Below are 24,391 nucleotides of genomic sequence, written 5' to 3' on the forward strand. Positions count from 1 at the left end.
CTCCTACCCGGTCTGACCGACCATTTGCAGCGATAGCGTGTATTTTCGCCGCTGAAGCGGCTCCTACAGATGACGCGCGGTCTGCATACCGGCGCGATCGCTTTCCGGCGTGCCCAGGACCTGGCTGAAGAACTGCCCGGCCTCGGTGCTCAGGGTGCGATGGATGTCCACCCGGTCGACACCTTCCGGGTCGGTGCACAGTACCGGCATCCTGGCGCGCTGTTCATCGCTGCACGGCGCCATGAACACGAAATGCCCGGCCCCGGCCAGGCGCTTGTAATCGGGCGCCTGCGGCAGTTTGCGGGCCAGGGCCTCAGCGTTCATCTCCGGCGCCAGCAGGTGGTCGCTGTCGCCGGCGTACATCAGCACCGGAACGTGCACGCTACTGAGGGTCTGACGACCGAAGCTCAGGCTCAGGGGTGCCATCAGCAGCAGCGCCGCCACCCGCGGATCGGCCTCGGCATGCAGGTCTTCGCGGTCGGCGAGCAGCCAGCCGCGGGTCTTGCAGGCGTCCTGGTCATCAGGACGCTCCTCGCAGTAACGACGCAGGCGTTGCAGGTCCGGTTGCGCACCGGCGAGGATCAATGCCGTCTCGCCGCCGGCCGAATAGCCGATGACCCCGACCTGGCTGGCACTGAGGTAAGGCGACAGCAGCGCATCGTCCAGCGCGGCGGTGATCGCCGCCGAGATCTGCAGCGGGCGCCCGTACAGATTGCTCAGGCTGCCCAGTCGGCTGTGGTCGCGATCGTTGTCGCCAGGGTGCACCACCGCCACCACCACGAACCCCTGATGCGCTAGTGCCGTCGCCAGATCATGCATGGCCAGCGGCGTACCGGTATTGCCATGCGACAGCATCAGCAACGGGAAACGCCCCATGGCCACCGGCAGGTCGCGTCCCGCCTCGACCTGATAACCGCGCAGGTCACTGACCTCGCTTTCGGCCGTCGAGGGGTAGAAGGCGATGGCGTGCATCGTCTGCTCGTCCAGCGGATCGGGAAAATGCAGCACATGGAAGCCGACGCTCCAGTCGTCATCGGCGCTGGCCTGCACCGAAACGATGCCGTCGAGCAGACATAACAGCATTACTGCACACAGACGCAGCATGGTGGTATCCCCTCTAGGTTGCGCTTTCCAGCCGTCAGCACGGATAGACGGCGTGTCACGGTGTTGAGACACCAGACCTCATCAATTAGTGCACAACCCGGGCCACTCTGCGTCGACTTGGCGATTCTCTTCAGCGCCGGTTCAGCGGTCGAAACGTTCCGCCAGCTGACGCAGGGCCGCGATCTGCCCGTCGATGGCCTGGCTGATGCGCTGGCCCTCCACGGCCTTTGCCGCACTCAGACTCGACAGCTCGGCCATCGCCATCACCTGGCGATTCAGGTCCTGGGCAACCTGGCCCTGCTGTTCCATGGCGCTGGCGATCTGTGCGCTGGTGTCGAAAATCTGCTCCAGGGCCCTGTTCACCCCTTCGAAGCTGTCATTCACCGAGCCCACCGCGATACGGCCCTGCTCGGCGAACACCTGTCCTTCACGGGTCAGCATCACCGCGCGCTCGGTATGCTGGCGGAAGTCCTGCAGCAGCGGCTGAATATCCAGCGTGGCCTGTTGCGTGCGGCTGGCCAGCAGGCGTACTTCATCGGCCACCACGCTGAAGCCGCGCCCCGCTTCGCCAGCCCGCGCCGCCTCGATGGCCGCATTGAGCGCCAGCAGGTTGGTCTGCGCGGCGATCGAGCTGATGATGTCGGTCATGCTGCTGATCGCCTCGGTGGACGCGGCCATCTGCTCGGCGGCGCGGCTGATGTCTGCCACTGCGGTGGCCAACCGCTGCATCGCTGCCAGGCTGCGCCCGGACAATTGCTGGCCCTGGCCGGACAACTGCAGGGCCTGCCGGGTGGCATCGGTGCTGTCATGCAGGTTGCGCGACACGTCCTGGATGGTCGCGGCCATCTCGGTGAGCGCCACCACGGACTGCTCCGACTCGGCGCGCTGGTGCGCCAGCCGCTGTGCTTCGGCCGCGATCAACGCCACCAGCTCGGTCATGTGCTGCTCGATTCGCGTACTGCCCAGGCCAATGCGCGCCAGCGCGGTCTGCAGGCGGGCCTCGGCGCTGAGCAAGGCCATGTCCAGGCTGGCATCGGCACCGGGGCCGCCATAGATCTGCGCCAGGGCATGGTCGGCATGCACCTTGGGGTGACGCTCCAGCAACTGGGCAAGCTGCCGGTTTCGGTACCCGGCGTGGCCGGCCCAGCCTGCCAGCGCGGCGGCCAGGGCCAGCGACGCTTGCGGCCAGATGAATCCCAGCGCCAGCAACGCCGCCGCGCCGCTCAGCAGTGACGCGCCTCTGGCCAGCCAGGCCCCCTGCGGCCCGTGCAGGCGCCAACGGGCATACAGGCGCTGTGCGCGGCGGATCTGCTCGCTGCTGGCCGGAAGGTAAACGGCACCATAACCCTCCACGCCCGCAGCGCCATAGACCGGCTTGATGTACAGGTTCAGCCACACGGCCACGCCCTCCCGGCTGCGGTTGCATACCAGCCCCAGCCAGGGCCGCTGCTGCCCGAGGCGGCGCCACAGGCGGCTGAACAGCGCCGTCGGCATATCGGTATGCCGCAAGCGGCTGAACGGCTGCCCGGTCAATTCTTCGACCGAGTAGCCGTGCAGGCGGGCGAAGGCTTCACTGCACTGAAGGATGCAACCGGCGAGGTCGCTGCGGCAGACCAGGGCTGCCTCGATTGTGGAACCCTGCATAACCTGCACCCGCAAGAAAAGAGGCCTGCCCGCAGGCAGGCAGAAGATCAGAAGTGATGGACGTAGCGCACCTGAAGCCGGCTGCCCTCTGGACGGTTCTCGACGTCCTGTTCGAAATAGGCATTGGCGAACAGGTGGTCATGGGGCGAGAAGCTGTACATCACCCCTGGCCCGATGGCCCAGACCTTTTCCCGGCGCCCCGCGACGTCGTGACCGTCGAAGCGCGTGTCGCTGATCTGCTTGAGCCAGTAGCCGTTGATGCCCAGACGCAGGTGTTCGGTGACCGCGTATTCGGTCGTGAAGTTGGCGTGCAGCGCCTGGCCAGCCTGTACGTCGTCGATATCGCCCAGCGAACGCACCGGTTCGTCGTTCTTGCCGTTGTACAGGTAGTGCGCGCGCACCGAGGCGGTCCATTTCGGCGTGAACCAGTAGGTGGCGGCCCAGTACGGGTTGAACGACCAGGCATTGTTGCCCGGGTTGATGTCGCGATCGCGGTCATACTCGCCGGTGGGCAGGTTGACCTGCAGCTCGATGCGCTGCACGAAGCGTGGCCCGTCAGGGCCCATCACCGGGTCGAACTGGATGAACGGGCCGATCAGCAGGTCACCCACCCCGCCCTGCCCCTTGAGCGCCAGGTTGTCCAGGCCATCATCGACCTTCATGCGCGTCAGCACCGGCAGTACCATGTTCAATCCCAGGCTGCCATTGCCCAGACGCAGGTCCGACAGGTAGCTGAGCTGGGTCAGCCACAGCTGGTAGTCGATTTCATGCTTGGGCAGACCCAGGTCCTTGCCGTCCTGATCGCGCAGATGGTTGGCCGAGTAGTTCTGGAAATACTGTTGCAGGTACCAGCCACCGCCGGCTGGCAGGCCACCGTCCATGAAACTGGTCAGGCCCAGGTTGAGCGCCGGCAGATCATAGGCTCCGGCCAGCGGTGCGCCGGCCAGGCCGGCGGTGAAGAGACAAGTGGAAAGCCGCTTTTTCATGTTTCGCGTCCCCGTTGCTGCAAGAAAGTGACGGCAGGCTTACTGGGCCAGGGCCGGATGCTGGGCGGCGATCCGGTAACGGCCAGCGTGGAAGACCAGCGGTTCTGCGCCGCTGTATCGGTATTGCTCGATCTCGCCAATGAAGATCAGGTGGTCGCCGCCCTCGTACTGGGTGACGTTGCGGCACACCAGGGCGGCAACCACGTCATCGAGCACCGGCATGTCGGCCTTGCCCAGGGCATAAGGCACACCCGCGAACTTGTCCGGGGCCGGGCGGGCGAACTGCCCGGAAATCTCATGCTGATGCGCACCCAGGATGTTGATCGCGAAATGGCTGGCACCGAGGAAATCGTTGAGGCTCATGGCCGAGCGAGCCAGGCTCCAGAGCACCAGCGGCGGGTCCAGGGACACCGACGAGAAGGAGTTGGCGGTCATGCCCACGTTGCGGCCATCGGCCGTACGGGTGGTGATCACGGTGACACCGGTGGCGAACTGGCCCAGCAGGTTGCGCAGTTCACGGGCGTCACGGTCCTGGACTTCGAACAGTTCGGCAGGGGTAGCGGAATTCATGGTGTGGGGTACTCCGTCAGGCATCAGGTTGGCGTGGGGTCAGGCGGCCTGTTGGCTCATCTTCTGGATGAAGTGCTGGCACTGGCCGGCGTCGAACCACCAGGGCGCGAACTGGCGCGGGTCATCGAAACCGTTGCTGATCACGCTGGCCAGCGGCTGCGAGGCGCTGGCGGCACCCAGCAGTTGCAGCAGATGGGTCGCAGGCGGCTGCAGCAGCGTGTTGGTCCACTCCACGACATGACGGGCGTAGCTCCAGTACTGCTCGAAGGTCTGCTCCATCCACTGCGCCGTGAAAGGCCTTGCACCTTGGGCGAGGATGGCGTCGAGGTAGACCTTGCTGCACTTGGCCGCATTGTTGGCGCCCTGCCCGGTGATCGGGTCGTTGACCACCAGAGCATCGGCCATACCGAACACCGGGCGGCCCGAAGGCAGGGTCAGCACCGGCTTGCGCACCGTCGGGGTGAAGCGCCCGGAGAGGAATCCGTTGTCGTCGGTCAGGCTCAGGTCGCTGCAGCGCTCGGCTTCCCAAGGCAGGTAGCGGCGCACCAGTTCCTGGCTCTTGGCCAGATGCTCCTCGGGGCTGGTGATACCCTGCCAGCAGTCCAGCGGCCCACCCGGAATGCCTTCGAAGACCATGATTTCGCAGGGGCCATTGAGGGTCAGCGCCGGAAACACGAAATACTCGCCAACGCCTGGTATCAGGTTGAAGGCCACCCGCGAATACGGCGACATGGGTCGCATGCCCTGCACGTAGGTCAATGACAGCGCGCGTTGCGGCGCGCTGTAGACACTGCGCTGCGCATCGCGGGCGAACTGGTTGACCACCTCGCCCTTGCCGGCGGCCAGCAGCACCAGCTCATGGCTGGCCGACAAGCCCTCCAGCTCGGCGATGCCGACGTCTTCGATGCGCAGCTCGCCGCCGCGCCGGGTGAACGCTTCCATCCACACGGGCATCTTCAGGCGCTGGTCCACCGACTGCGCGTAGCGCTCCAGCCGTGCGCTCCAGCTGAACAGCGACTGGCCCGGCACCTCGGGATTGACGACATTGAGGCCGATCCCTTCCACGGCCGGACACTGTTCTTCCCAGAAATTCAGCCCCTGGTCACGCTCGGTCTGCAAGGCGCTGTGGAACATGCACTGGCTGGACATCACCTTGCCGGCGCGAATCTGCTCACCGGTGCGGTTGGTCACCAGGGTGACTTCGTAACCTTTGTCCAGCAGTCCCAAGCCCAATTGCAGACCGGCCTGGCCGGCTCCCACGATAGCGATACGACGCATTTTTATTCTCCATTGGATCGAAGGATCGGCGCAGCGGTGGCGCCGAGAGGTTGAGGCGGCAGGTGCTTCAATCGGCCAGGCGGGGAATCGCCGGTCGGTTCTGCTCCGGCCCCATCACCGAATAGCCACCGTCGACGGCATAGTCGGCGCCGGTGACGAAGCTGGCCGCCGGCGAACACAGGAAGGTCACCACGTTGGCCACTTCCTGCGGCTCGCCCAGGCGCCCCAGCAGGTGGTAATCGGCGGCTACCCGGTCAGCGCGGCCGCGGTCGCCACCGCTGGCCTCGGCGATCACCCGCGACCAGGTCCAGCCCGGCGACACCGAGTTGACCCGAATGCCGTCCGGGGCCAGGTCCATGGCCATGCTGCGAGTCAGTTGGGCGATGGCCGCCTTGGACACCGGATAGATCCAGCGCCCGGTCTGCGCGCAGCCAGCGGAAATCGAGGTGAAATTGACGATGGCTCCGCGGCGCTGCCTGAGGTCGTCGTGCAGCGCCTGGGCCAGCGCCACGGCCGACACCAGATTGACGTCCAGGGCGCGCAACCAGTCTTCCCGCGACGAGGCGAAGCCATCGTCCAGGTAGGTACAGGCCAGGTTGATCAGCAGATCGACTGGCCCGAATTGCCCGCGAATGCGCTGCAACACGGCGGCCAGTTGCTCGTCACGGGTGATGTCCAGCGCTTCGAAGCTGGCCTGGGAGCCAAGCAGCCTGGCGGCCTCTTCGCCCGCCTTGGCGTCGATGTCCAGCAGCACTACACGGGCGCCGGCGGCGATCAGGCCACTGGCTACGGCCATGCCGATCAGCGTGGCGCCGCCGCTGACCAGCGCGAGCTTGCCGTGCAGGGCCTTGTCATTGATGAACGCGCTCATGCTCAGGCCCCCGCACTGTCGGCCCAGTTGGGCATCAGGGTGTTGGACGGCAGGCTTTCGTCGCGCAGCTTGTCGGCCGTCTCGCGGCCGGCCACCGGCAACCCGGTCGGATCGAGCAAGCCAATCTGCACCAGCACACTGGCCTGGTCCCAGTAGATGTGTTCATGGCACAGCTTCGGCCCGCGGAAACGCACCACCCCCAGCATGGGGATCTCGACCTTGCGCCCCGTGGGCGGCACGCCGGGCAGCAGCCAGTCGATGACGCTGTCGTGGGTGAAGGTCATGATGAATTCATCGACGATCTGGGTTTGCCCCACGGTGCGCGAGATCGGCGTCAAAGCCATGTCGGCCGGGTTGCCGTGCACGAAGTGGTGCTGGTAGAAGCGGCTGAGTTGAGCATGGCCGACGCCGCCGGTCATGGTCGGAATGTGATTGACGTAGGGTTCGGCGACCATGGTCGCCATGGTGGCGGGTACGTCGCGGGTGTCGAACTCATGGCGAATGTGCTCTTCCCACAGCGCAGACAGGTCATAGTCGGGGCCGATGCTCAGGCGCAGCGCCGCGACACTGCGTTCATGGGCGATCTGCGCAGCGGCCTTGTCGTAGTGATGGCCGGCAGGCCGCGCAAAGGCATGGTCCACGCCGGGATAGACATGCGTGGTCAGGCCCGGCGCCTGCTGCGCGGCGCGTTCGATGGCGGCCTGGGCCTCGGGTGGGCAGAACTGGTCGTTACCGGCCAGATGCAGCACCAGGCGCCGGCCCTGCAGCCCTTCCAGTTCTTGCAGGGCATTCTCGATGCCTACACCGTAGTAGCCCACCGCGCACGCCACTTCAGGCAGACGGCAGGCAGCCAGGTAGGCCAGCTTGCCACCCAGGCAGTAACCCACCACGCCCTTGCCTCCCGGCGCGCACTCGGCCAGGCCGGTCAGGGCCGCCAGGCTGCTGGCGATGTCGGCCACGCCCAGGTTCTCATCGTAGGCCTGGTACAGCGTGAAGGCCTTGGCGAAATCGGCCTCGGTATAGCCCAGCTCGATACCCGGTGCCTGGCGCCAGTACAGGTCCGGCACCAGCACCGTATAGCCTTCTTCAGCGAGGTAGTCGGCCACCTCGCGCATCGCCGGGTTGACCCCGAAGATCTCCTGGCAAAGCACCACCCCAGGCCCCTGCCCGCCGACGGCGGTGGCCAGGTAGGCCTGGAACTGTTCGCCCGAGGCGGCGGTGACCGGGATATAGCGACCTTTCATGAGCATGTCTCCATCCTGCTGGGAAGTTGGAAACATTCTTGCGGCGCCTGGCGCCCGCTCACTATCCGCTCAGTGCAGGGTTGTCCGATCCGTGCATGAATCTGGCTATCGCGTTTTTTTCGAAAACTGGCGCAGCGATTGCTAGCTCTACAGGAAAGCCCCCTTGCAGGGGTCATAAGAAACAGCAGAGGCGCCCCACTATCCGCAGACTGCGAACGCTATCCGGATAGTGCGAAAGTCGGGTAACAGGACGGCGCACTCTGCTCGCAAACCGTGCGTGCGCGAGGTAGAACATGAACGTCGAAAACCGCCTGCCGGCCGGCAGCGACTGCTTTGCCCAGACCCGGCTGTTCACTCCCGAAAACCGCCTGTTCCTGCTCAACGATGCGGAAAGCATCCGGCACAAGGTCAGCGGCGTCTTCAAAGCCCACGAACTGCGCTCGGCGCGCGGCTCGCAGGCCATCAGTGCCTCGATGCACCACCTGCGGCGTGGCAGCCTGTCGCTGTCGCGCCTGGAGTACGGTGCAGCGGTGCTGATCGATCCCGGACGGCTGGAAGACTTCTTTCTGCTGCAGATGCCGATTCGCGGCAGCGCCGAGATCGACTGCGACGGCCAGACGTTCACTTCTTCGTCAGCCTGTGCCTCGCTGATCTCCCCGGACGCCCCGGTGCAGATGCGTTGGGCCGCCGATGCCCCACAACTGACCCTGCGCCTGGAGCGCGCCGACCTGGAGCAGCATTGCCGCCAGCATCTGGGGCATGCTCTGGACAACCCATTGCGTTTCGCCGCCGCCGTGCAACTGGACAACCCCGGCGGCCATTACATCCTGCAGCTGCTGAGCACGCTGGTCGACGCGCTGAGCTGCGAAATGCACCCGATCCAGCAGCCGCTGGTGCTTAAGCAGTTCGAGTCGACGCTGTTCAACGCCCTGATCTACGGCCAGCCAAACAACCTGCGCCATCTGGATGCCGCCGCAGACCGGCGCAAGGTCTCGCCGTGGTTCGTCAAGCGCACCGAAGAGTACATCCAGGCCCACGCCAACGAACCGCTCAGCGTCGAACAGCTGGCCGAGTACGCCGAGGTGAGCGTACGCACCCTGTTCGCCGGCTTTCGCGAGTTCACCGGCACCAGCCCGATGGCCTACCTGCGCGATGTGCGCCTGGCGCATGTGCATGAGGAACTGTGCGCCAACCCTGGCGCGTCAGTGACCGACGTGGCGCTGAAATGGGGCTTTGCCCACCTGGGGCGATTTTCCCAGGAGTATCGCAAGCGCTATGGCGAACTGCCCTCGCGGACCCTGCGTTTTCGCGCCGCTGCCTTGGCGTCTACCCAGGCGGCACGCTGAGCCCGGGCGTGCCAGACGCCTACCAGTTGCGGGCGGGCCACCAGGGTCTGGGCGCTGCGTCCAAGCACCTTGACCAGCAGGCCGTCGTCTTCCAGTGGCGGAAAATGCACGCGCAAGGCGGTATCGATGGGTTCGACCTCAAGGCCACTGACACGGCAGCTGAGCCTCGATGTGGGGATGCCCAGCTTGCGGGCGGCGGGGGTGATGCCCTGGCAATCCACCACCTGGACGAAGTAATAGAGGTCGTTGAGATCGAACACCGGGCCACCTACGGATCGAGCGAGGTGGCCAGCATGCCAGCGGGCCCGCCTTCACGGGCAGGCCCGCTACGGTCAGCGGGCGGTAAGGAAGTCCAGTACCGGCTGGGTAAAAGCGGCGCCGGCCTCGACGTTGGACAGGTGCGCGGCGTGCAGGTCGACCTGACGGGCATTGGCGATGCGCTCGACCATGAAACGCCCGTGCTCGGGGGTGGTCACCGCGTCTTCGGTGCCGCACACCACCAGCACCGGCAGCTGGATCGAGGCGATCTGCTCGCGAAAATCGGCATCGCGGACCGCTGCGCAGTTGGCCGCGTAGCCCTGTGGGGACGTCTGCGCAAGCATGCCGACGATGGGCTCTACCTGAGCGGGCGCACGTTCGGCAAAGGCCGGAGTGAACCAACGGGCGATGGATGCATCGCGCAGGGCGAGCATGGCGGCCTGGCCATCGCGCAGCACGGTTTCGATGCGCGGGTTCCACACCTCGGGGCTACCGATCTTCGCCGCGGTGTTGCACAGCACCACGCGTTCCAGACGCTGCGGCGCATGGATCGCCAACCACTGACCGATCAGGCCACCCATCGACAGACCGCAGAACGACGCCTTGGCAATGTCCAGGGCATCCAACAGCGCCAGCACGTCGCGGGCATTCTGCTCGATGCTGTAGGGCCCTTCGCTGACCAGCGAGCGGCCATGGCCACGGGTGTCGTAGCGCAGTACCCGGAAATGCTCGGTAAAGGCCGGTATCTGGGCGTCCCACATGTGCAGGTCGGTACCCAGGGAGTTGGACAGCACCAGCACCGGCTTGTCGGTCGGGCCTTCGAGCAGGTAGTTCAGTTCGCCATCGGCGAGAGGCACGCTGGACATTCGCGGCTCCTGTGTCGGGGAAAGCCTGCACACTAAGGTCTGGCAAAGCGTGAGACAATCCGCCGCTCGATTAACCGTGCGACTATCGAACACCTTTGCCCCGGAGATTCGCCCTATGCGACGCGAAACCATCGCTGCCTTTTGCCTGCAACTGCCCGGTGCACGCGAGGATTACAAATGGGGTGGCGTGCGGGTGTTCTCGGTGGCGGGCAACAAGATGTTCGCGACCATGGACCTGGCCGGAGACGGCGTGTCGTTCAAGGTGGCCGCCGAGCTGTTTCTCGGCTATGTCGACCGTCCCGGCATACGCCCGGCACCTTACCTGGCCCGGGCGCACTGGATCAGCCTGACCCGCATGGACGCCCTGGGCGACCAGGAACTGCGCGACCTGCTGACCCGCTCGCACCAGCTGGTGGTGAGCAAACTGCCCAAACGCCAGCAAATCGGCCTGCTGGTTTGAACGCATGGGCTTCTACTGGCTCGGTAGAAGCGGCTCTCGCCGCGCAAGGACCAGGAAACTCGCTGCAGCTGTTGTGAGCATGAAGGAGCTTGGTGGCTGAAGGCGCTTCTGCCGGCGCCAGGGGCAGGTCTCTACAGCAGCAGGCCTGAGAAGCGTCTGTCCAGCAGCAGCCAATCGACCCAGACCGCCTGATGCACGATGACGATCAGCCAGAACAGTGCCTGGTAACTGAGTTTGCGAGTCTTGTGACGATACAGCTGCTGGGCCAGCAAGGCGCCAGGCCAGCCACCCAGCGCCTCCACCAGGTGCAGCCGCCTCTCCGGGGTACGCTGGCCACCTTGCCCGGCCTGGCGCTTGTCATGCCGGTAGAGCCATAGGGCCAGCAGGCTCATGCACAGGTAGGCCAGGGCCACCGGCCACAGGCCCTGCACGCGCCACAGGCTGGCCGCCCCCAGCACCGGCAGGGCGCACAGGGCCAGCCACACCAGCAGCTTGAGGCGCGGCGCACGCATGGGCGGCCGCGAGGCAGCGACGCTGCGGGTGCTCGCCCTCAAGCCTGAGCCGTCGACCAGTCGACCCAGCCGAACAGCCAGGTGGCAAGGATCAGCAGGCCGAAAGCGATGCGATACCAGGCGAACAGCGCATAGCTGTGGGTGGCGATGAACTTCAACAGGCCTCGCACCGCAATCATGGCGAACACGAACGACACCACAAAGCCGACGGCGAACACGGCGAAGTCATCGGGCTGGAACAGGTGGCGGTACTTGTAGCCGGAGTACACCGCTGCACCGACCATGGTCGGCATGGCCAGGAAGAACGAGAACTCGGTGGCGGCCTTGCGTGACAGGCCGAACAACAGGCCGCCGATGATGGTCGAGCCGGAGCGCGAGGTGCCGGGAATCATCGCCAGGCACTGGGCGCAGCCCACCTTCAAAGCGTCGCTCCAGCGCATCTCATCGACATGCTCGACACGGATCACATGCTCGCGGCGTTCGGCCCAGAGCATGATGATGCCACCGACCACCAGGGCGACGGCGACGGTGATGGGATTGAACAGGTAGTGGTGGATCAGATCGGAAAACAGCACACCCAGCACCACCGCCGGCAGGAAGGCCAGCAGCAGGTTGACGGTGAAGCGTTGTGCACGCCGCTGGCTGGGCAGGCCCAGCACCACCTCGAAGATCTTTGCGCGAAACTCCCACACCACCGCAAGAATGGCACCCAGCTGGATGATGATGTTGAACGCCATGGCTCGCTCACCACCGAAGCCGATCAGGTCGGCGACGATGATCTGGTGCCCGGTGCTCGAGACCGGTATGAATTCGGTCAAACCTTCCACGATGCCCAGAATCATCGCCTGGACAGCGGCCCATACATCCATCTTTCCCCCATGAGGCGCGACCTTGCAGCGCGCCAGTCAGTCTTGTGATTGGTAAACATTGCGCTGGAGCCGTACAACCTTGCCCTTCTCCCCGCGAAGCGCGCAAATCCTAGCAGACGCCGCCGCAGCGCGCCTGTCGGCTGGCTGTCTGAGTTTCCTTGGCAGCAAGGCCAATCCGCACTCCCCCCAGGCGCGCCAAGCGCTTACAATCGCCGGCCACCCAGACCCATCCCTGCCAAGGAGCCTCCATGTCCCCCATCGAACTGTTCGCTGCCGCCCTGGGTGTGCTCGCGGTGTGGCTGACTGTCCGCCAGAACCCACTGTGCTGGCCGATCGGTCTGGTCATGGTGCTGATCTACAGCTGGATCTTCTTCGACGTGAAGCTCTACTCCGACATGCTTCTGCAACTGGTCTACGCCGTGCTGCAGGTATACGGCTGGCTGCAATGGACCCGCCACGGGCACGGCCTGCCAGTGCGCGCGGTCACCGCGCTGAACGCCGGCGCGGTGTTCACTGGCCTGGCTGCCGGCGCGGTGCTCAGTGTGGCGCTGGGCGCCGGCATGGCGCACTTCACCGATGCCGCACAACCCTGGCTGGACGCCGCGCTGACCGGTTTCAGCCTGGTCGCGCAGTTCTGGATGGCGCAGAAACGTCTGCAATGCTGGCCCCTATGGATCGTTCTCGATGTGATTTTCGTCGGCCTGTTCGTCTACAAGGCCCTGTACCTGACTGCAGCGCTGTATGCGCTGTTCACTCTGCTGGCCATCCAGGGCTGGCGGGAGTGGCGCGCCACCCTGGCACCTGCGCAATGAAGGTGCTGGTGCTCGCCGGGCCGGAATCCAGCGGCAAGAGCTGGCTGGCCGAAGAGATACAGCGCTGTTTCGGCGGTATCCAAGTCGGTGAATACGTACGCCATTTCATCGACCGTGAAGGCCGCGACACGCGGTTTTCCGACATCACCCCCATCGCCGAAGGGCAACTGGCCTGGGAAGACAGCGCCCGCAGCGGTAATCCGGAACTGCTGATTCTCGACACCCATCTGCTGAGCAATATCCTCTGGAGCCGTACCCTGTTCCACGATTGCCCGGCGTGGATCGAACCCGCACTGCTCAACCGGCGCTACGACCTGCACCTGCTGCTCAGCCCCGAAGGCGTGCCGTGGTGCGACGACGGTCAGCGCTGCCAGCCCGAAATGGCCGACCGCCAAGCGTTTTTCGAGGCGAGCCGCCAGTGGCTGCTGCTGCATCGCCAAGCGTTCCAGGTCATCGAGGGTGACTGGGCTCAGCGGCGCGACACCGCGCTGCGCTGCGTGAGCACGTTGCTGGATGCTGAACAGCCTGAACCTCAGCGGATCTGATGCTTGTGCAACAGGCGGTAGAAGGTCGGCCGGGAAATGCCCAGCACCTTGGCCGCCACACTGAGGTTGTCGCTGTGCCGGGTCAGCACATCGCATAGCGCTTGCCGCTCGGCCCGCGACTTGTATTCGTCCAGTGTGCCCATGCTGCTGGCCATCTCCTCTTCGCCCAGCAGGCCCAGGTCAGCGGCCTCGATCTGCCGCCCCTCGGCCAGCACCAGCCCGCGCCTGACCCGATTGGCCAGTTCACGGACGTTGCCGGGCCAGTCATGCTTGCCCATGGCGATCAACGCATCCTGGCTGAAGTTACGTGCCCGCCGCCCGGTTTCCTGGCTGTAGAAGTGCGCGAAGTGGTTGGCCAGCATCGCCAGGTCTCCGTGCCGTTCCCTTAGCGGCGCGGTACCGACTTGCAGGACGTTGAGCCGGTAATACAGGTCTTCGCGAAAGCGCTTCTTGCGAATTGCCGCCTCCAGGTCGACATGGGTGGCGGCGATGACCCGCACATCCACGGCGACCGGTTCGCTGCCGCCGATCCGCTCGATCTGTCGGTCCTGCAGGACACGCAGTAATTGGCCCTGAGCCTCCAGCGGCAGATCACCGATTTCGTCGAGAAACAGCGTGCCGCCATCGGCCGCCTCGATCTTGCCGATCTTGCGCTCCTGGGCACCGTTGAAGGCGCCCTTCTCATGGCCGAACAACTCGGCATGCACCAGGTGCTCAGCCATGGCCCCGCAATGCACGGCAATGAATGGCTGGTTCCGGCGCTGCGACTGGCTGTGCAGGGTCCGCGCCACCAGCTCCTTGCCGGTGCCGCGCTCGCCACGAATGAGCACCGGCGATTCGGTGGGCGCCAGTTTGCTGAGCAACCGGCGCAGCTCTCTGATCGGCCGGCTTTCGCCGAGCATTTCGTGCTCGCCGACAGAGGACTGAACACTGCCCTGGGCCCGCAGGCGCGCCATGCCATAAGCGCGTCCGAGCGTCACCTGCATGCGCGCCACGTCGAACGGCAGGGTATGGAAGTCGAAAAACCATTCGCAGACGAAATCGCCGATCTTTTCCCGGCGCAGGTCCTCGGGGGTCAGCACGGCAATCCATTGGGTCTTGCTTCGGGTAATGAGTTCGCGCACGACTTCGGGGTGCTCGAAGTGATAAGGCAACAGGCGGATCAGGCCGATGTCGCAGGCCTGATCGAGCGCCGACTCCAGCGAGCGGCTGTCGACGGCCCAGCCCGCGGCCTCCAGCACCGGAATCAATTGCTGGCAATCATCACAGGGGTCCACGATCAACAGACGTCGCGATGGGGCCGGTTCGGTCATGAGAGGTTCCTTGGCGCACGGCGTCGATGAAATTGACGAAAAGGCTTTATAAACAGTGTGTTGAGTCCACTGGATGTTACGTTAGCAAAAAATTGACACAGCCTTGTATCGTTTGCATCTAAGGCTCATAACCGAAGCTTATTTACCTGCCAGGCTCGACGAACGGTGGGGTCGATATTGAACAAGAGGTCAATAAAGGAGTCACACGACACGAATTAAAAAGATGGTGGATTTACGACATCGGCGATAAATGTAAAAAGCCTGAAAATAATTCGTTCAATGTGTGACTTGCGTCGCGGCGCGAGCTTCAACACCAATAAGCAGCCGGACGGTGAGCCCGCCGACGAGTCTGCACTGGACTGATTGGGCTATTTTGAGGAATTGACCATGAATGCCCCACTGCGCTTCAACGATGCACTGCTGATTGCTGACCAGGCCTTCCATCCCTTCAAGTGCGTGGCCTGGGCCCCACAGGATGGCAACGGCGAAGTGAGCCTCAGCGTGTTCGACCGCTTCAGCGCACGTATCGGCCGCCGGCAACTTCCACGCGGAACTTACTCCGACCCTGTGCGTTTGGCTCGTGCCTTGCGCGAAGCGCGCGAAGAACTAAGCCGCGAGGGTTACACACTTCAGCCTTGGACCATGCCCGCCTGAGGTCAAACTAAGAGACTCTTTCTCTGCGGATGCAAAGTGGCATTTCGTTATTAACGTGATGTCACTTTCGCGGGCTTTAAAGTGCCCACGAGCAACTTTCTGAAACAATATCTTTGCAGGTTTTCTTTCCCCTGCCTTACCCTGCGCTCTTTGCCATCAGCCGCTCCATTGTCGGGGGCGGCCTTTGGTCGCCAAGGGAGCCAGACCCCGTGCTGCACACACTTGCCATCGAAAACTACCGCTCACTGCACAGCTTGGAGCTGGCCCTGGGACGCCTGACAGTGGTCACCGGCGCCAATGGCAGCGGCAAGTCGAACCTGTACCGGGCCCTGCGCCTGTTAGCGGATACCGCGCACGATGGCGTGGTGCAAAGCATCGCTCAGGAAGGTGGACTGGATTCGTGTTTCTGGGCCGGGCCGGAGAAGTTCTCCCGCGCCATCCTGGAGGGTGAAGCCCCAGTGCAGGGTCTGCAGCGCAGCCGCCCGCAGCGCATGCGCCTGGGGTTCGCTGGCGAAGACTTCAGCTATGCACTGAGCCTCGGACTGCCAGAGTCCAATTCTGGCGAGGCCTTCGACCGCCCCTCGCTGTTCAGCCGCGACCCGCAGATCAAGCGCGAGATGATTTGGGCGGGACCGGTGTATCGGCCGGCCTCGGTGCTGGTAGAGCGCAAAGGCGCCGCCGTGCGCATGCGTGACGCCAGGCAATGGCGCACTCTGACCACCCAACTGCCAGACTTCTACAGCCTGTTCGATACCGGTGGAGCCGTCGATTGCCCGGAAATCCAGACCCTGCGCAACAGCCTGCGCAACTGGCGCTTCTATGATCACTTCCGAACCGACGCAGCCGCCCCGGCGCGCCAGCCACAGGTCGGCACCCGCACGCCAGTCTTGCACCACAGCGGCCGGGACCTGGCGGCCGCGCTGCAGACCATCCGTGAAATTGGCGACCCCACCGCCCTGGACGCGGCGATCGATGATGCCTTTCCCGGCTCGCGGATGCAGATCAGCGTGCGCGACGGGCTGTTTCTCCTGGCCCTGCAGCAACCGGGCATGCTCCGGCCGCTGGCGGTCAGCGAACTGTCGGACGGCACCTTACGTTATCTACTGCTGGTCGCCGCCCTGCTCACCCCTCGCCCACCGACGCTGATGGTGCTCAACGAGCCGGAAAGCAGCCTGCACCCCGATCTGCTGCCGGCACTGGCACGGCTGATTATCCAGGCTGCCCACCATGGCCAGGTGTGGGTGGTATCGCATTCCAGCCGTCTGGTGGCAGCCCTTGAACGCAGTCCCGAATGCGTCAGCCTGATTCTGGAAAAGCAACTGGGCCAGACCCGCGTGCAAGGCCAACAGGGTTTGTTGGACGGACCTGCCTGGCGCTGGCCGGACTAGGCCCAATACTGTTCGCTTAAGCGGCATGTGGCCCGGTGGGAGCGGCTTTAGCCGCAAAAGCGCCAGGAGAATCACTGCATCTGCTGTGAGCAGGCGGTCGCTTCGCGGCTGAAGCCGCTCCTACCCGGCCTAATTGACCAGTACTGGCTTTAGCCGCGAAAGCGCCAGGAATCTCACTGCATCTTTTGTGAACATGCGATCGCTTTGCGGCTGACCCCGCTCTCTCGCTCTAACAATCAGTTTCGCCTGCAGGCTGAATGCCCACCGCTCTCAAGCTGGCAACGTTGGCAGTGCCTGCACATGGCAATAGTCAAGCGCCAGCCCCTCAGCCAGCGCTCTGGCGCGGCCCAGGCGGATCGGGCCGTTTTCCAGGTCGATCAGCACACCGGCGCAGTTCAGTGCAGGCAACGTCGGCAGGCGCGCCAGGCGCCCGTCGGTGAGCAGCAGCAGGCGCTGCTGTTCCGAAGGGTGACGCCGACGGCGGTGTTCCAGCCATTGCGCCCCCAGCTGTAACGCCGCCTCCAGCGGAGTGCCGCCACCGGCCCCCAATTGCGCCAGCCAACCTTGCAGGGCCCGTGATGCCTTGAGTCCCTGGTACTGCCAACGCGGTTCCTGGCCGCTGGCGGTGAGCAGCGCCAGTCGCGCGCGACGCCGATAGGCATCATCGAAGGCCTGCGCAAGCACGCCTTTGGCCAGGCTAAGCCCCTGGTTGCGTCGGGTCGAGGCTGAGGCGTCGACAATCACCAGCCACACTTCCCTGGGGCGCTGACTGCGTGGCTGGCGCACCAGATCGATCGCCCGCCGCGGTCGCCCGCGCAACAAGGTGGGCACCCAGGCGACCGGCCCATCGCGGCCGGCCCGCGCAGCGCCCAAGCGGCCGCCGGCCAGCTTGCCAGACCTGGGGTTGGCATCCGCTGCCCTGGCCGAATGGGAGCGGATGCCTACGGCTTTTTTGGCCAGGTCGGCACCTGCCGACGCGCAGCGCCTGGCACCGGCTGCGCCGGCAGCTCACCCCAGTTGCCGTGGCCTGAATCCTGCCCTGCGCCTTGATTACCGGCGTCTGGCGCGGTAGGTGGGGAATTTTCCGCGCTCTGATTAGGGGTGGTATTACGGCGACGATGACGCAAGGCGAACTCGGCCACCGCGTCGATATCTTCCTCGCTGATCGCCTCGGCGCCGCGCCAGGCTGCATGCGCGCGCGCCGCGCGCAGCCAGACCAGATCGGCGCGCAGGCCATCGACACCCGCGGCGAAGCAGCGCTGGTTGATTCGCTCCAGGCTGTGCTCGTCCAGCTCGATGCGCACCAGACGCTGGCGGGCCTGCTCGCAGCGCTGTTGCAGGGCTTGCTGCGCCTCGCGCCACTGCGCGCAGAAACCCGCAGGATCGGCGTCGAATTGCAGGCGGCGGCGAATGATCAGGCCACGCTCGGCGGGTTCGGGCTGCCCGTCCAGCGCGACATTCAGGCCAAAGCGGTCGAGCAACTGCGGCCGCAGTTCGCCCTCCTCCGGGTTCATGGTGCCAATCAGGATGAAGCGTGCCGGGTGCCGATGGGAAATGCCGTCGCGCTCGACCAGGTTGGTGCCGCTGGCAGCGACGTCCAGCAACAGGTCGACCAGATGGTCGGCCAGCAGATTGACTTCATCGACATACAGCACCCCGCCATCGGCCTTGGCCAGCACCCCTGGCGAGAACCGCACCCTGCCCTCGCCCAGCGCGGCATCAAGGTCCAGCGTGCCCACCAGGCGTTCCTCACTGGCGCCGAGCGGCAGAGTCACGAACGGGCCGTCGGCGAGCAGGTCCGCCAGGCCGCGGGCCAGGGTCGACTTGGCCATGCCCCGCGGCCCCTCGATCAGCACCCCGCCAATTCGGGGGTCGATGGCATTCAGGCACAGCGCCAGCTTCAGCGGCTCGGCGCCCACCACCGCGGCCAGCGGAAAATGCGGCTGTGCGTCGGCGGCAAGACTAGGGGTGGTATTAGGCACGTCTCAGTTCTCTTCTATGTCCAGCAGCAGGTTTTCCAGCGCCTCGCGGTAGTCGCCCGGTGCCTGCCACAGCCCGCGCTGCTGGGCTTCGAGCAGGCGCTCGGTCATGTCACGCAAGGCATCGGGGTTGTGCTGGCGAATGAATTCACGGGTGGCGTCATCCAGCAGGTAGGCGTCGGCCAGCAAAGCGTACTGATGGTCGTCGATCAATTCGGTGGTGGCGTCGAAACCGAACAGGAAATCCACGGTCGCCGCCATCTCGAAGGCGCCTTTGTAACCGTGGCGTTTCACGCCCTCGATCCACTTGGGGTTGGCCGCCCGCGATCGCACCACGCGGTTGAGTTCTTCCTTCAGGGTGCGGATCTTCGGCAGGTCAGGCTGGCTGTGGTCGCCGTGATAACTGGCCGTCTGGCGGCCTGCCAGGGTATCGGCCGCTGCCAGCATGCCCCCCTGAAACTGGTAGTAGTCGTTGGAATCGAGCAGGTCATGTTCGCGGTTGTCCTGGTTCTGCAGCACCGCCTGCACCCTGGACAGCCGCTGCGCGAATTCCTGGCGTGCCGGCGTGCCTTCATCGCTGCCGCCATAGGCGTAGCCGCCCCAGTTGAGGTAGACCTCGGCAAGGTCCTCACGGCTGTGCCACAGGCGCCCATCGACCGCGCCCTGTACGCCGGCGCCATAGGCCCCCGGCTTGGCACCGAAGACCCTCCACCCGGCCTGGCGCCGCGCCTGTTCTTCGCTCACGCCGCTGGCTTGCAGTGCCTGGCGCTCTTCACGCACCCGGGCTGCCAGCGGGTTGAGGTCATCCGGCTCGTCCAGCCCGGCGACCGCCTGCACGGCGGCGTCGAACAACTTGATGAGGCTGGCGAAGGCATCGCGGAAGAAGCCCGAGACGCGCAGGGTCACATCCACGCGCGGACGGTCGAGCAGGCTCAACGGCAGAATCTCGAAGTCGTCGACGCGCTGGCTGCCGGTGGCCCATACGGGGCGCACCCCCATCAGCGCCATGGCCTGGGCGATGTCGTCGCCGCCGGTGCGCATGGTCGCGGTGCCCCACACCGACAGGCCCAACTGGCGCAGGTGATCGCCATGGTCTTGCAGGTGACGCTCCAGCAGCAGGCTGGCCGACTGGAAACCGATGCGCCAGGCCGTGGGGGTCGGCAGGTTGCGCACATCGACGCTGAAGAAGTTGCGCCCGGTGGGCAACACGTCAAGCCGGCCGCGGCTTGGCGCACCACTGGGACCGGCTGGCACGAAGCGACCGGCCAGGGCGTCGAGCAGGCCTTGCATTTCCGCCGGCCCGCAGGCGTCCAGGCATGGCGCGACCCGCTGGCGCAAATGTTCGAGAATCGCCTGCAGATCGTCATGAACCGGCAGCGCGTGCAGCGACTCACCCGCCAGCACCCGCTCGATCAGCTGTGCGGCATACAGCTCCAGACGCTCGCGACTGTCGCCCAGGGTCCGCCACGGCGCATCGCTGACCGCCTGCAGCGCCGCCGGGCGCTGTTCGCCACAGGGCTCTCCCAAGGCGCAGTCCAGCGGATCGAACCCCAGCGCGAAAGCCTTGGCCAGGGCGCGCAACAGGCTGGAATGCGCACCACGCCCGTCGCCACGAGGAATGCGCAGCAGCGCCAGCAAGGTGTCGATGCGCAGGCGCCCGGCCGGTGACTCGCCGAACACATGCAGGCCATCGCGAATCTGCGACTCCTTGAGGTCGCAGAGGTAGGTGTCCAGACGCGGCAGCCAGGTAGCGGCGTCCTGCTCGGCATTGGTTGCGGCGTCCAGGCCCAGCTCCTGGTCCAGATGGGTTTCGCGCACACGCTGGAGAATCTGCCGTTGCAGTTCCTGGGCACGGCGCGGGTCGAGCAGTTGCGCCTCGTAGTATTCGTCGGCCAGCAGCTCCAGGTCGCGCAGCGGGCCGTAGGTTTCGGCACGGGTCAGCGGTGGCATCAGGTGGTCGATGATCACCGCCTGGGTACGCCGCTTGGCCTGGGCGCCCTCGCCCGGGTCGTTGACGATGAACGGATAGATGTTCGGCAGCGGCCCGAGAATCGCGTCCGGCCAGCAACTGGCCGACAGGCCCACGCCCTTGCCCGGCAGCCATTCCAGATTGCCATGCTTGCCCACATGCACCAGCGCGTGGGCGCCGTACACCTGGCGCAGCCAGAAGTAGAACGCCAGGTAGCCGTGCGGCGGCACCAGGTCCGGGTCGTGATACACCGCACTGGGGTCGACCTGGTAACCGCGCGCCGGCTGGATGCCGACGAAGGTCAGGCCCAGGCGGATGCCGGCGACCATCATGCGCCCACTGCGGAACATCGGGTCCGCCTCGGGCGCGCCCCAGCGTTGCAACACCGCGTCACGGCTGGCCGCGGGCAGCGCAGCGAAGGCCTGTCGGTAGTCCTTCAGGGCCAGGCTCTGTTGGCAGGGCCGCAGGTCGACGCTGTCGAGGTCATTGGTGACGCCGCCCAGCAAGCGCTGGATCAGCGCGCTGCCGCTGTCCGGCAGGTCCTCTACCGGGTAGCCCTGAGCCTGCAGGGCACGCAGGATGTTCAGGGCGGCACCCGGGGTATCAAGCCCCACGCCGTTGCCGATGCGCCCATCGCGGGTCGGGTAGTTGGCGAGAATCAACGCCACGCGTTTGTCCGGATTGGCGCGCCGCGCCAGTTCTATCCAGCGTCGCGCCAGCTGGGCGACGAAGTCCATGCGCTCGGGCTGGGCGCGGTAGCAGACCACGTCGGACTGGCTGCGCTCGCTGCGCCAGGCCAGGTCCTTGAAGCTGATCGGCCGGCTGATGATGCGCCCGTCCAGTTCCGGCAGGGCAATGTGCATGGCCAGGTCGCGGGCGCCCAGGCCCAGGTCGCTGGCCTGCCAGCCCGGCTCGTTGTCCTGGGCGCAGATCGCCTGGATGACCGGTACATCGCGACGGAACGGCCGCAGGTGCGGCGCCTCCGGCGTCGACTGGGCGAAACCGGTGGTGTTGAGTATCAGCGCCACCCCCGCTGTGTCGAAGAGGTCTTCCACCACCTGCAGACAGCCGGGCTCCTTGAGGCTGGCCACCGCAATGGGCAGTGGATTGAGGCCCTGGGCCTGCAGGCGCTGGCAGAACACATCGATGAACGCGGTATTGGCCGCCTGCAGGTGCGAGCGGTAGAACAGCAGGCCGGCGACCGGTGCGTCAGTGCTCCAGTCGGCTTGCCAGTCGGCCAGGGTGGCGGTGCCGTGCCGGGGGTGGTAGATCGCCGTACGCGGCAAGGCGCAGGGTTCGTCCCAAGGGTACTCGACGCCCAGCCAGCGGCTGGCGATGCAGTTGAACAGATTCAGCGCGTTATCCAGGCCGCCCTGGCGCAGGAACTGCCACAGCCGGTCACGCTCGGCGGCCGGTACGCTGCTCAGCTCGGACAGCTCCGGGTCCGGGCGGTCGTCGCCGGGCACCAGGATCACCTGCACGCCACGCTCGGCCAGCTCCATCAGGCGCTGCACGCCATAGCGCCAGTAGCCAATGCCGCCGTGCAGGGACAGCAGGATCAGCCGCGCATGCTGCAACACCTCTTCGACATACAAGTCCACCGAGGCGTGGTTCTGCACCTGCATCGGGTTGGCCAGACGCAGGCTGGGGTAGTCATCCGGCAGGCGCTGGGCGGCTTCGGCGAGCAGCGCCAGGCTGGAGTCGCCACTGCAGAGAATCACCAGCTCGGCGGGGCTCTGCCCGAGGTCGGCGATGCTGTCGTCCGGCACGAAACCGCCGGGCTGGGTCCTCAACAGGTGCATCGGTCAGGCCAGCGCGGCGTGCAGGCGTGCCTGGAGTTGCGCGGCGTCCAGGTCCTGGCCGATCAGCACCAGCTGGGTGGCACGCGGCTCATCGCTGCGCCAGGCGCGGTCGAAGTGCTTGTCGAAGCGAGTGCCTACACCCTGGATCAGCAGGCGCATCGGCTTGCCGGGAATCGCTGCGAAACCCTTCACACGCAGGATGCCGTGCTCGACCACCAGGCGGTTCAGGGCTTCGAGCAGCACGCTTTCCTGGGCTTCGGGCAGCTGAATGGAAATGGAGTCGAAGGCGTCGTGGTCGTGGTCATCGTCTTCACCTTCATGATGGCTGTCGTGGTGCGTCTTGCGCCCGTCGATGTGCACTTCAGACTCGGCGCCCACGCCAAGCAGCACATTCAGCGGCAGGCGGCCGCTGCTGGCTTCCACCACCTTGACAGCTGGCGGCAGTTCCTCGGCGACTTCGGCACGCACTGCGGCCAGGCCTTCGGCGTCGATCATGTCGGCCTTGTTGAGGATCACCAGGTCGGCGCTGGCCAGTTGGTCGGCGAACAGCTCGTGCAGCGGCGATTCGTGGTCGAGGTTCGGGTCCAGCTTGCGCTGCGCATCGACCTGGTCTGGGTAGGCGGCGAAGGTGCCGGCCTTGACGGCGGGGCTGTCGACCACGGTGATCACCGCATCGACGGTGCAGGCGTTGCGGATTTCCGGCCACTGGAAGGCCTGTACCAGGGGCTTTGGCAAGGCCAGGCCGCTGGTTTCGATGAGGATGTGATCGAGGTCGCCACGCCGCGCCACCAGCTCGCGCATCACCGGGAAGAACTCTTCCTGCACGGTGCAGCACAGGCAACCGTTGGCCAGCTCGTAGACACGCCCGCTGGCCTCCTCTTCGGTGCAGCCGATGGTGCATTGCTTGAGGATTTCGCCGTCGATGCCCAGTTCGCCGAATTCGTTGACGATCACCGCGATGCGCCGGCCTTCGGCGTTGTCGAGCATGTGCCGCAGCAGGGTGGTCTTGCCCGAGCCGAGGAAGCCGGTGACGATGGTGACGGGAAGCTTGGCCAGTGATTTCATCGAGTGCCCTTTGGCGGTTCGGCGGGCAGACGGGACGCCGACCGCGCACGATGCACGACCGGATTCGCCACCGGATCACCCCGCCCGGTTTGAGTGTGAATGCTTCGAGGCAGGTCTCCTGGCTTGCGGCGAGCCCGGCCGTCGGGCCCGGGCATTCGGTGCGCCTTCCCGCGCTGGCAGTGGCGTGGCACCGAACATGACCGCTTACAGTTGCGGGGGCAGCTGCGGCTTGTGCCCTGGCGGGGCCCGCATTCCCATTTTCAGCCCGCTCGCGCAGGCAACCTCAAAGGCGCAAGGCTACGCAGTGCCCAGCGGCAGGTCAACGTCGAGATTGACGCCCCGGCACGACCATGCTCTGCTACACACCTTGTTACGGGTGCCCCTCGCGGGGTGAAACGGGAAACCGGTGCTGCGCCGCTGCTGTCCGCGCGTCGCAAAGTCCGGTGCTGCCCCCGCAACGGTAAGCGAGCGAAAGGCCTATCCACTGTGCCGTTGGCATGGGAAGGCGGCCTTTGTCACGGCGCCCTGGCGCCCCTCGCCAGCCCGGAGACCGGCCCGCCACGAACCTTTCGATGACCTGCGGTGGGCGGGTGCATTCGCTGCCTGCCGGGCGTGCCCGGCGGTGCGTCTGCGCATGGCCTGCCCCTTTTGTACGAGGCAAGCCCCATGACCACCCTGAGCAGCAGCCCCGCTACCCGGACCACCGCCATCCCCCTCGGCCAGCGCCTGGTCGCCGCCACCAGCGCCATCCTGCTGGGCGCATGCCTGGTGTATTTCGCCGGCTTCTCGCACATCGACGCCGTACACAACGCCGCTCACGATACCCGCCACAGCGCGGCCTTCCCCTGCCACTGAG

Annotated in this window: 22 protein-coding genes, 1 pseudogene and 2 riboswitches; of the genes and pseudogenes, 7 read left to right on the top strand and 16 right to left on the bottom strand. The window is 65.6% G+C overall.

Features of this window, described 5'->3' with window-relative positions; translation table 11 throughout:
- Positions 1-63: 63 nt before the first annotated feature.
- From RRX38_RS04460 to RRX38_RS04490, 7 genes are all read right to left on the bottom strand, one after another.
- On the bottom strand, positions 64-1,104 hold the full coding sequence (locus RRX38_RS04460) for an alpha/beta hydrolase family protein (protein ID WP_295474731.1): 1,041 nt from the start codon (positions 1,102-1,104) through the stop codon (positions 64-66).
- Between the two features lie 141 nt (positions 1,105-1,245).
- Positions 1,246-2,748, bottom strand: coding sequence for a methyl-accepting chemotaxis protein (locus tag RRX38_RS04465; protein ID WP_315961710.1), 1,503 nt, complete (start codon positions 2,746-2,748; stop codon positions 1,246-1,248).
- Between the two features lie 47 nt (positions 2,749-2,795).
- Positions 2,796-3,734 (bottom strand): transporter, encoded by a 939-nt coding sequence (locus RRX38_RS04470; RefSeq protein ID WP_295474736.1) that lies wholly within the window; start codon positions 3,732-3,734, stop codon positions 2,796-2,798.
- Positions 3,735-3,773: 39 nt separating this feature from the next.
- On the bottom strand, positions 3,774-4,304 hold the full coding sequence (locus RRX38_RS04475) for a flavin reductase family protein (protein WP_295474738.1): 531 nt from the start codon (positions 4,302-4,304) through the stop codon (positions 3,774-3,776).
- A 39-nt stretch (positions 4,305-4,343) separates the two neighbouring features.
- Positions 4,344-5,582, bottom strand: coding sequence for a styrene monooxygenase/indole monooxygenase family protein (locus RRX38_RS04480; protein ID WP_315961711.1), 1,239 nt, complete (start codon positions 5,580-5,582; stop codon positions 4,344-4,346).
- A 67-nt stretch (positions 5,583-5,649) separates the two neighbouring features.
- Complete coding sequence (locus RRX38_RS04485; RefSeq protein WP_315961712.1) at positions 5,650-6,453, bottom strand: SDR family oxidoreductase; 804 nt, start codon at positions 6,451-6,453, stop codon at positions 5,650-5,652.
- 2 nt (positions 6,454-6,455) lie between these two features.
- Positions 6,456-7,697 (bottom strand): dienelactone hydrolase family protein, encoded by a 1,242-nt coding sequence (locus RRX38_RS04490; protein ID WP_315961713.1) that lies wholly within the window; start codon positions 7,695-7,697, stop codon positions 6,456-6,458.
- Between the two features lie 293 nt (positions 7,698-7,990).
- On the opposite strand from RRX38_RS04490, the gene RRX38_RS04495 reads away from it, so the two are divergent.
- Positions 7,991-9,043, top strand: coding sequence for an AraC family transcriptional regulator (locus RRX38_RS04495; protein ID WP_315961714.1), 1,053 nt, complete (start codon positions 7,991-7,993; stop codon positions 9,041-9,043).
- On the opposite strand, the pseudogene RRX38_RS04500 reads toward RRX38_RS04495, so the two are convergent.
- Positions 9,043-9,303, bottom strand: a pseudogene (locus RRX38_RS04500) (LysR family transcriptional regulator); the annotation flags it as partial. The gene RRX38_RS04495 and the pseudogene RRX38_RS04500 sit on opposite strands and share 1 nt — an antisense overlap.
- A gap of 72 nt (positions 9,304-9,375) precedes the next feature.
- Positions 9,376-10,167, bottom strand: coding sequence for a 3-oxoadipate enol-lactonase (gene pcaD, locus RRX38_RS04505; RefSeq protein ID WP_315961715.1), 792 nt, complete (start codon positions 10,165-10,167; stop codon positions 9,376-9,378).
- Between the two features lie 115 nt (positions 10,168-10,282).
- Here pcaD and RRX38_RS04510 point away from each other — a divergent pair, with 115 nt between their 5' ends.
- Positions 10,283-10,627, top strand: a complete 345-nt coding sequence (locus RRX38_RS04510) for an MmcQ/YjbR family DNA-binding protein (protein WP_315961716.1) — start codon at positions 10,283-10,285, stop codon at positions 10,625-10,627.
- A 131-nt stretch (positions 10,628-10,758) separates the two neighbouring features.
- On the opposite strand, the gene RRX38_RS04515 is transcribed toward RRX38_RS04510, so the two are convergent.
- Positions 10,759-11,139 (bottom strand): DUF1294 domain-containing protein, encoded by a 381-nt coding sequence (locus RRX38_RS04515; RefSeq protein ID WP_295474762.1) that lies wholly within the window; start codon positions 11,137-11,139, stop codon positions 10,759-10,761.
- A gap of 38 nt (positions 11,140-11,177) precedes the next feature.
- A complete protein-coding gene (locus RRX38_RS04520; RefSeq protein WP_315961717.1) occupies positions 11,178-12,008 on the bottom strand; it encodes an undecaprenyl-diphosphate phosphatase in 831 nt (276 codons plus the stop codon).
- 248 nt (positions 12,009-12,256) lie between these two features.
- On the opposite strand from RRX38_RS04520, the gene pnuC reads away from it, so the two are divergent.
- Both pnuC and RRX38_RS04530 read left to right on the top strand, forming a co-directional pair.
- Positions 12,257-12,820 carry a nicotinamide riboside transporter PnuC gene (gene pnuC, locus RRX38_RS04525; RefSeq protein WP_315961718.1) on the top strand — a complete coding sequence of 188 codons (564 nt, stop codon included), beginning with the start codon at positions 12,257-12,259 and terminating at the stop codon, positions 12,818-12,820.
- Positions 12,817-13,365 (top strand): AAA family ATPase, encoded by a 549-nt coding sequence (locus tag RRX38_RS04530; RefSeq protein ID WP_315961719.1) that lies wholly within the window; start codon positions 12,817-12,819, stop codon positions 13,363-13,365. Before pnuC ends, RRX38_RS04530 begins: the two co-directional genes overlap by 4 nt.
- Here the strand turns inward: RRX38_RS04530 and RRX38_RS04535 are convergent.
- Positions 13,353-14,678, bottom strand: a complete 1,326-nt coding sequence (locus RRX38_RS04535; RefSeq protein WP_295474773.1) for a sigma-54 dependent transcriptional regulator — start codon at positions 14,676-14,678, stop codon at positions 13,353-13,355. The genes RRX38_RS04530 and RRX38_RS04535 overlap by 13 nt on opposite strands.
- Positions 14,679-15,065: 387 nt before the next feature.
- Here RRX38_RS04535 and RRX38_RS04540 point away from each other — a divergent pair, with 387 nt between their 5' ends.
- Positions 15,066-15,332: a hypothetical protein gene (locus RRX38_RS04540; protein ID WP_295474776.1), complete on the top strand. Its 267-nt coding sequence runs from the start codon at positions 15,066-15,068 to the stop codon at positions 15,330-15,332.
- A 209-nt stretch (positions 15,333-15,541) separates the two neighbouring features.
- On the top strand, positions 15,542-16,720 hold the full coding sequence (locus RRX38_RS04545; RefSeq protein ID WP_315961720.1) for an AAA family ATPase: 1,179 nt from the start codon (positions 15,542-15,544) through the stop codon (positions 16,718-16,720).
- A gap of 270 nt (positions 16,721-16,990) precedes the next feature.
- Here the strand turns inward: RRX38_RS04545 and RRX38_RS04550 are convergent, their stop codons facing one another.
- The 4 genes from RRX38_RS04550 to cobW are packed head-to-tail and all read right to left on the bottom strand — an operon-like array spanning position 16,991 to position 23,535.
- Entirely contained in the window at positions 16,991-17,608 is a 618-nt protein-coding gene (locus tag RRX38_RS04550) for a vWA domain-containing protein (protein ID WP_315962635.1), read from the bottom strand.
- A 53-nt stretch (positions 17,609-17,661) separates the two neighbouring features.
- Positions 17,662-18,702 carry an ATP-binding protein gene (locus RRX38_RS04555; protein ID WP_315961721.1) on the bottom strand — a complete coding sequence of 347 codons (1,041 nt, stop codon included), beginning with the start codon at positions 18,700-18,702 and terminating at the stop codon, positions 17,662-17,664.
- A gap of 3 nt (positions 18,703-18,705) precedes the next feature.
- On the bottom strand, positions 18,706-22,470 hold the full coding sequence (cobN, locus tag RRX38_RS04560; protein ID WP_315961722.1) for a cobaltochelatase subunit CobN: 3,765 nt from the start codon (positions 22,468-22,470) through the stop codon (positions 18,706-18,708).
- Positions 22,471-22,473: 3 nt separating this feature from the next.
- On the bottom strand, positions 22,474-23,535 hold the full coding sequence (gene cobW, locus RRX38_RS04565; protein ID WP_295474788.1) for a cobalamin biosynthesis protein CobW: 1,062 nt from the start codon (positions 23,533-23,535) through the stop codon (positions 22,474-22,476).
- A gap of 90 nt (positions 23,536-23,625) precedes the next feature.
- Positions 23,626-23,836, bottom strand: a riboswitch (cobalamin riboswitch).
- Positions 23,837-23,892: 56 nt separating this feature from the next.
- A riboswitch (cobalamin riboswitch) is annotated at positions 23,893-24,109 on the top strand.
- Positions 24,110-24,201: 92 nt separating this feature from the next.
- Between cobW and RRX38_RS04570 the strand changes: the two genes are divergently transcribed.
- Complete coding sequence (locus tag RRX38_RS04570; protein WP_295474791.1) at positions 24,202-24,390, top strand: CbtB domain-containing protein; 189 nt, start codon at positions 24,202-24,204, stop codon at positions 24,388-24,390.
- Position 24,391 lies beyond the last annotated feature (1 nt).

The organism is Pseudomonas sp. DTU_2021_1001937_2_SI_NGA_ILE_001, assembly GCF_032463525.1.
In the GTDB taxonomy this organism is placed as follows: Bacteria; Pseudomonadota; Gammaproteobacteria; order Pseudomonadales; family Pseudomonadaceae; genus Aquipseudomonas.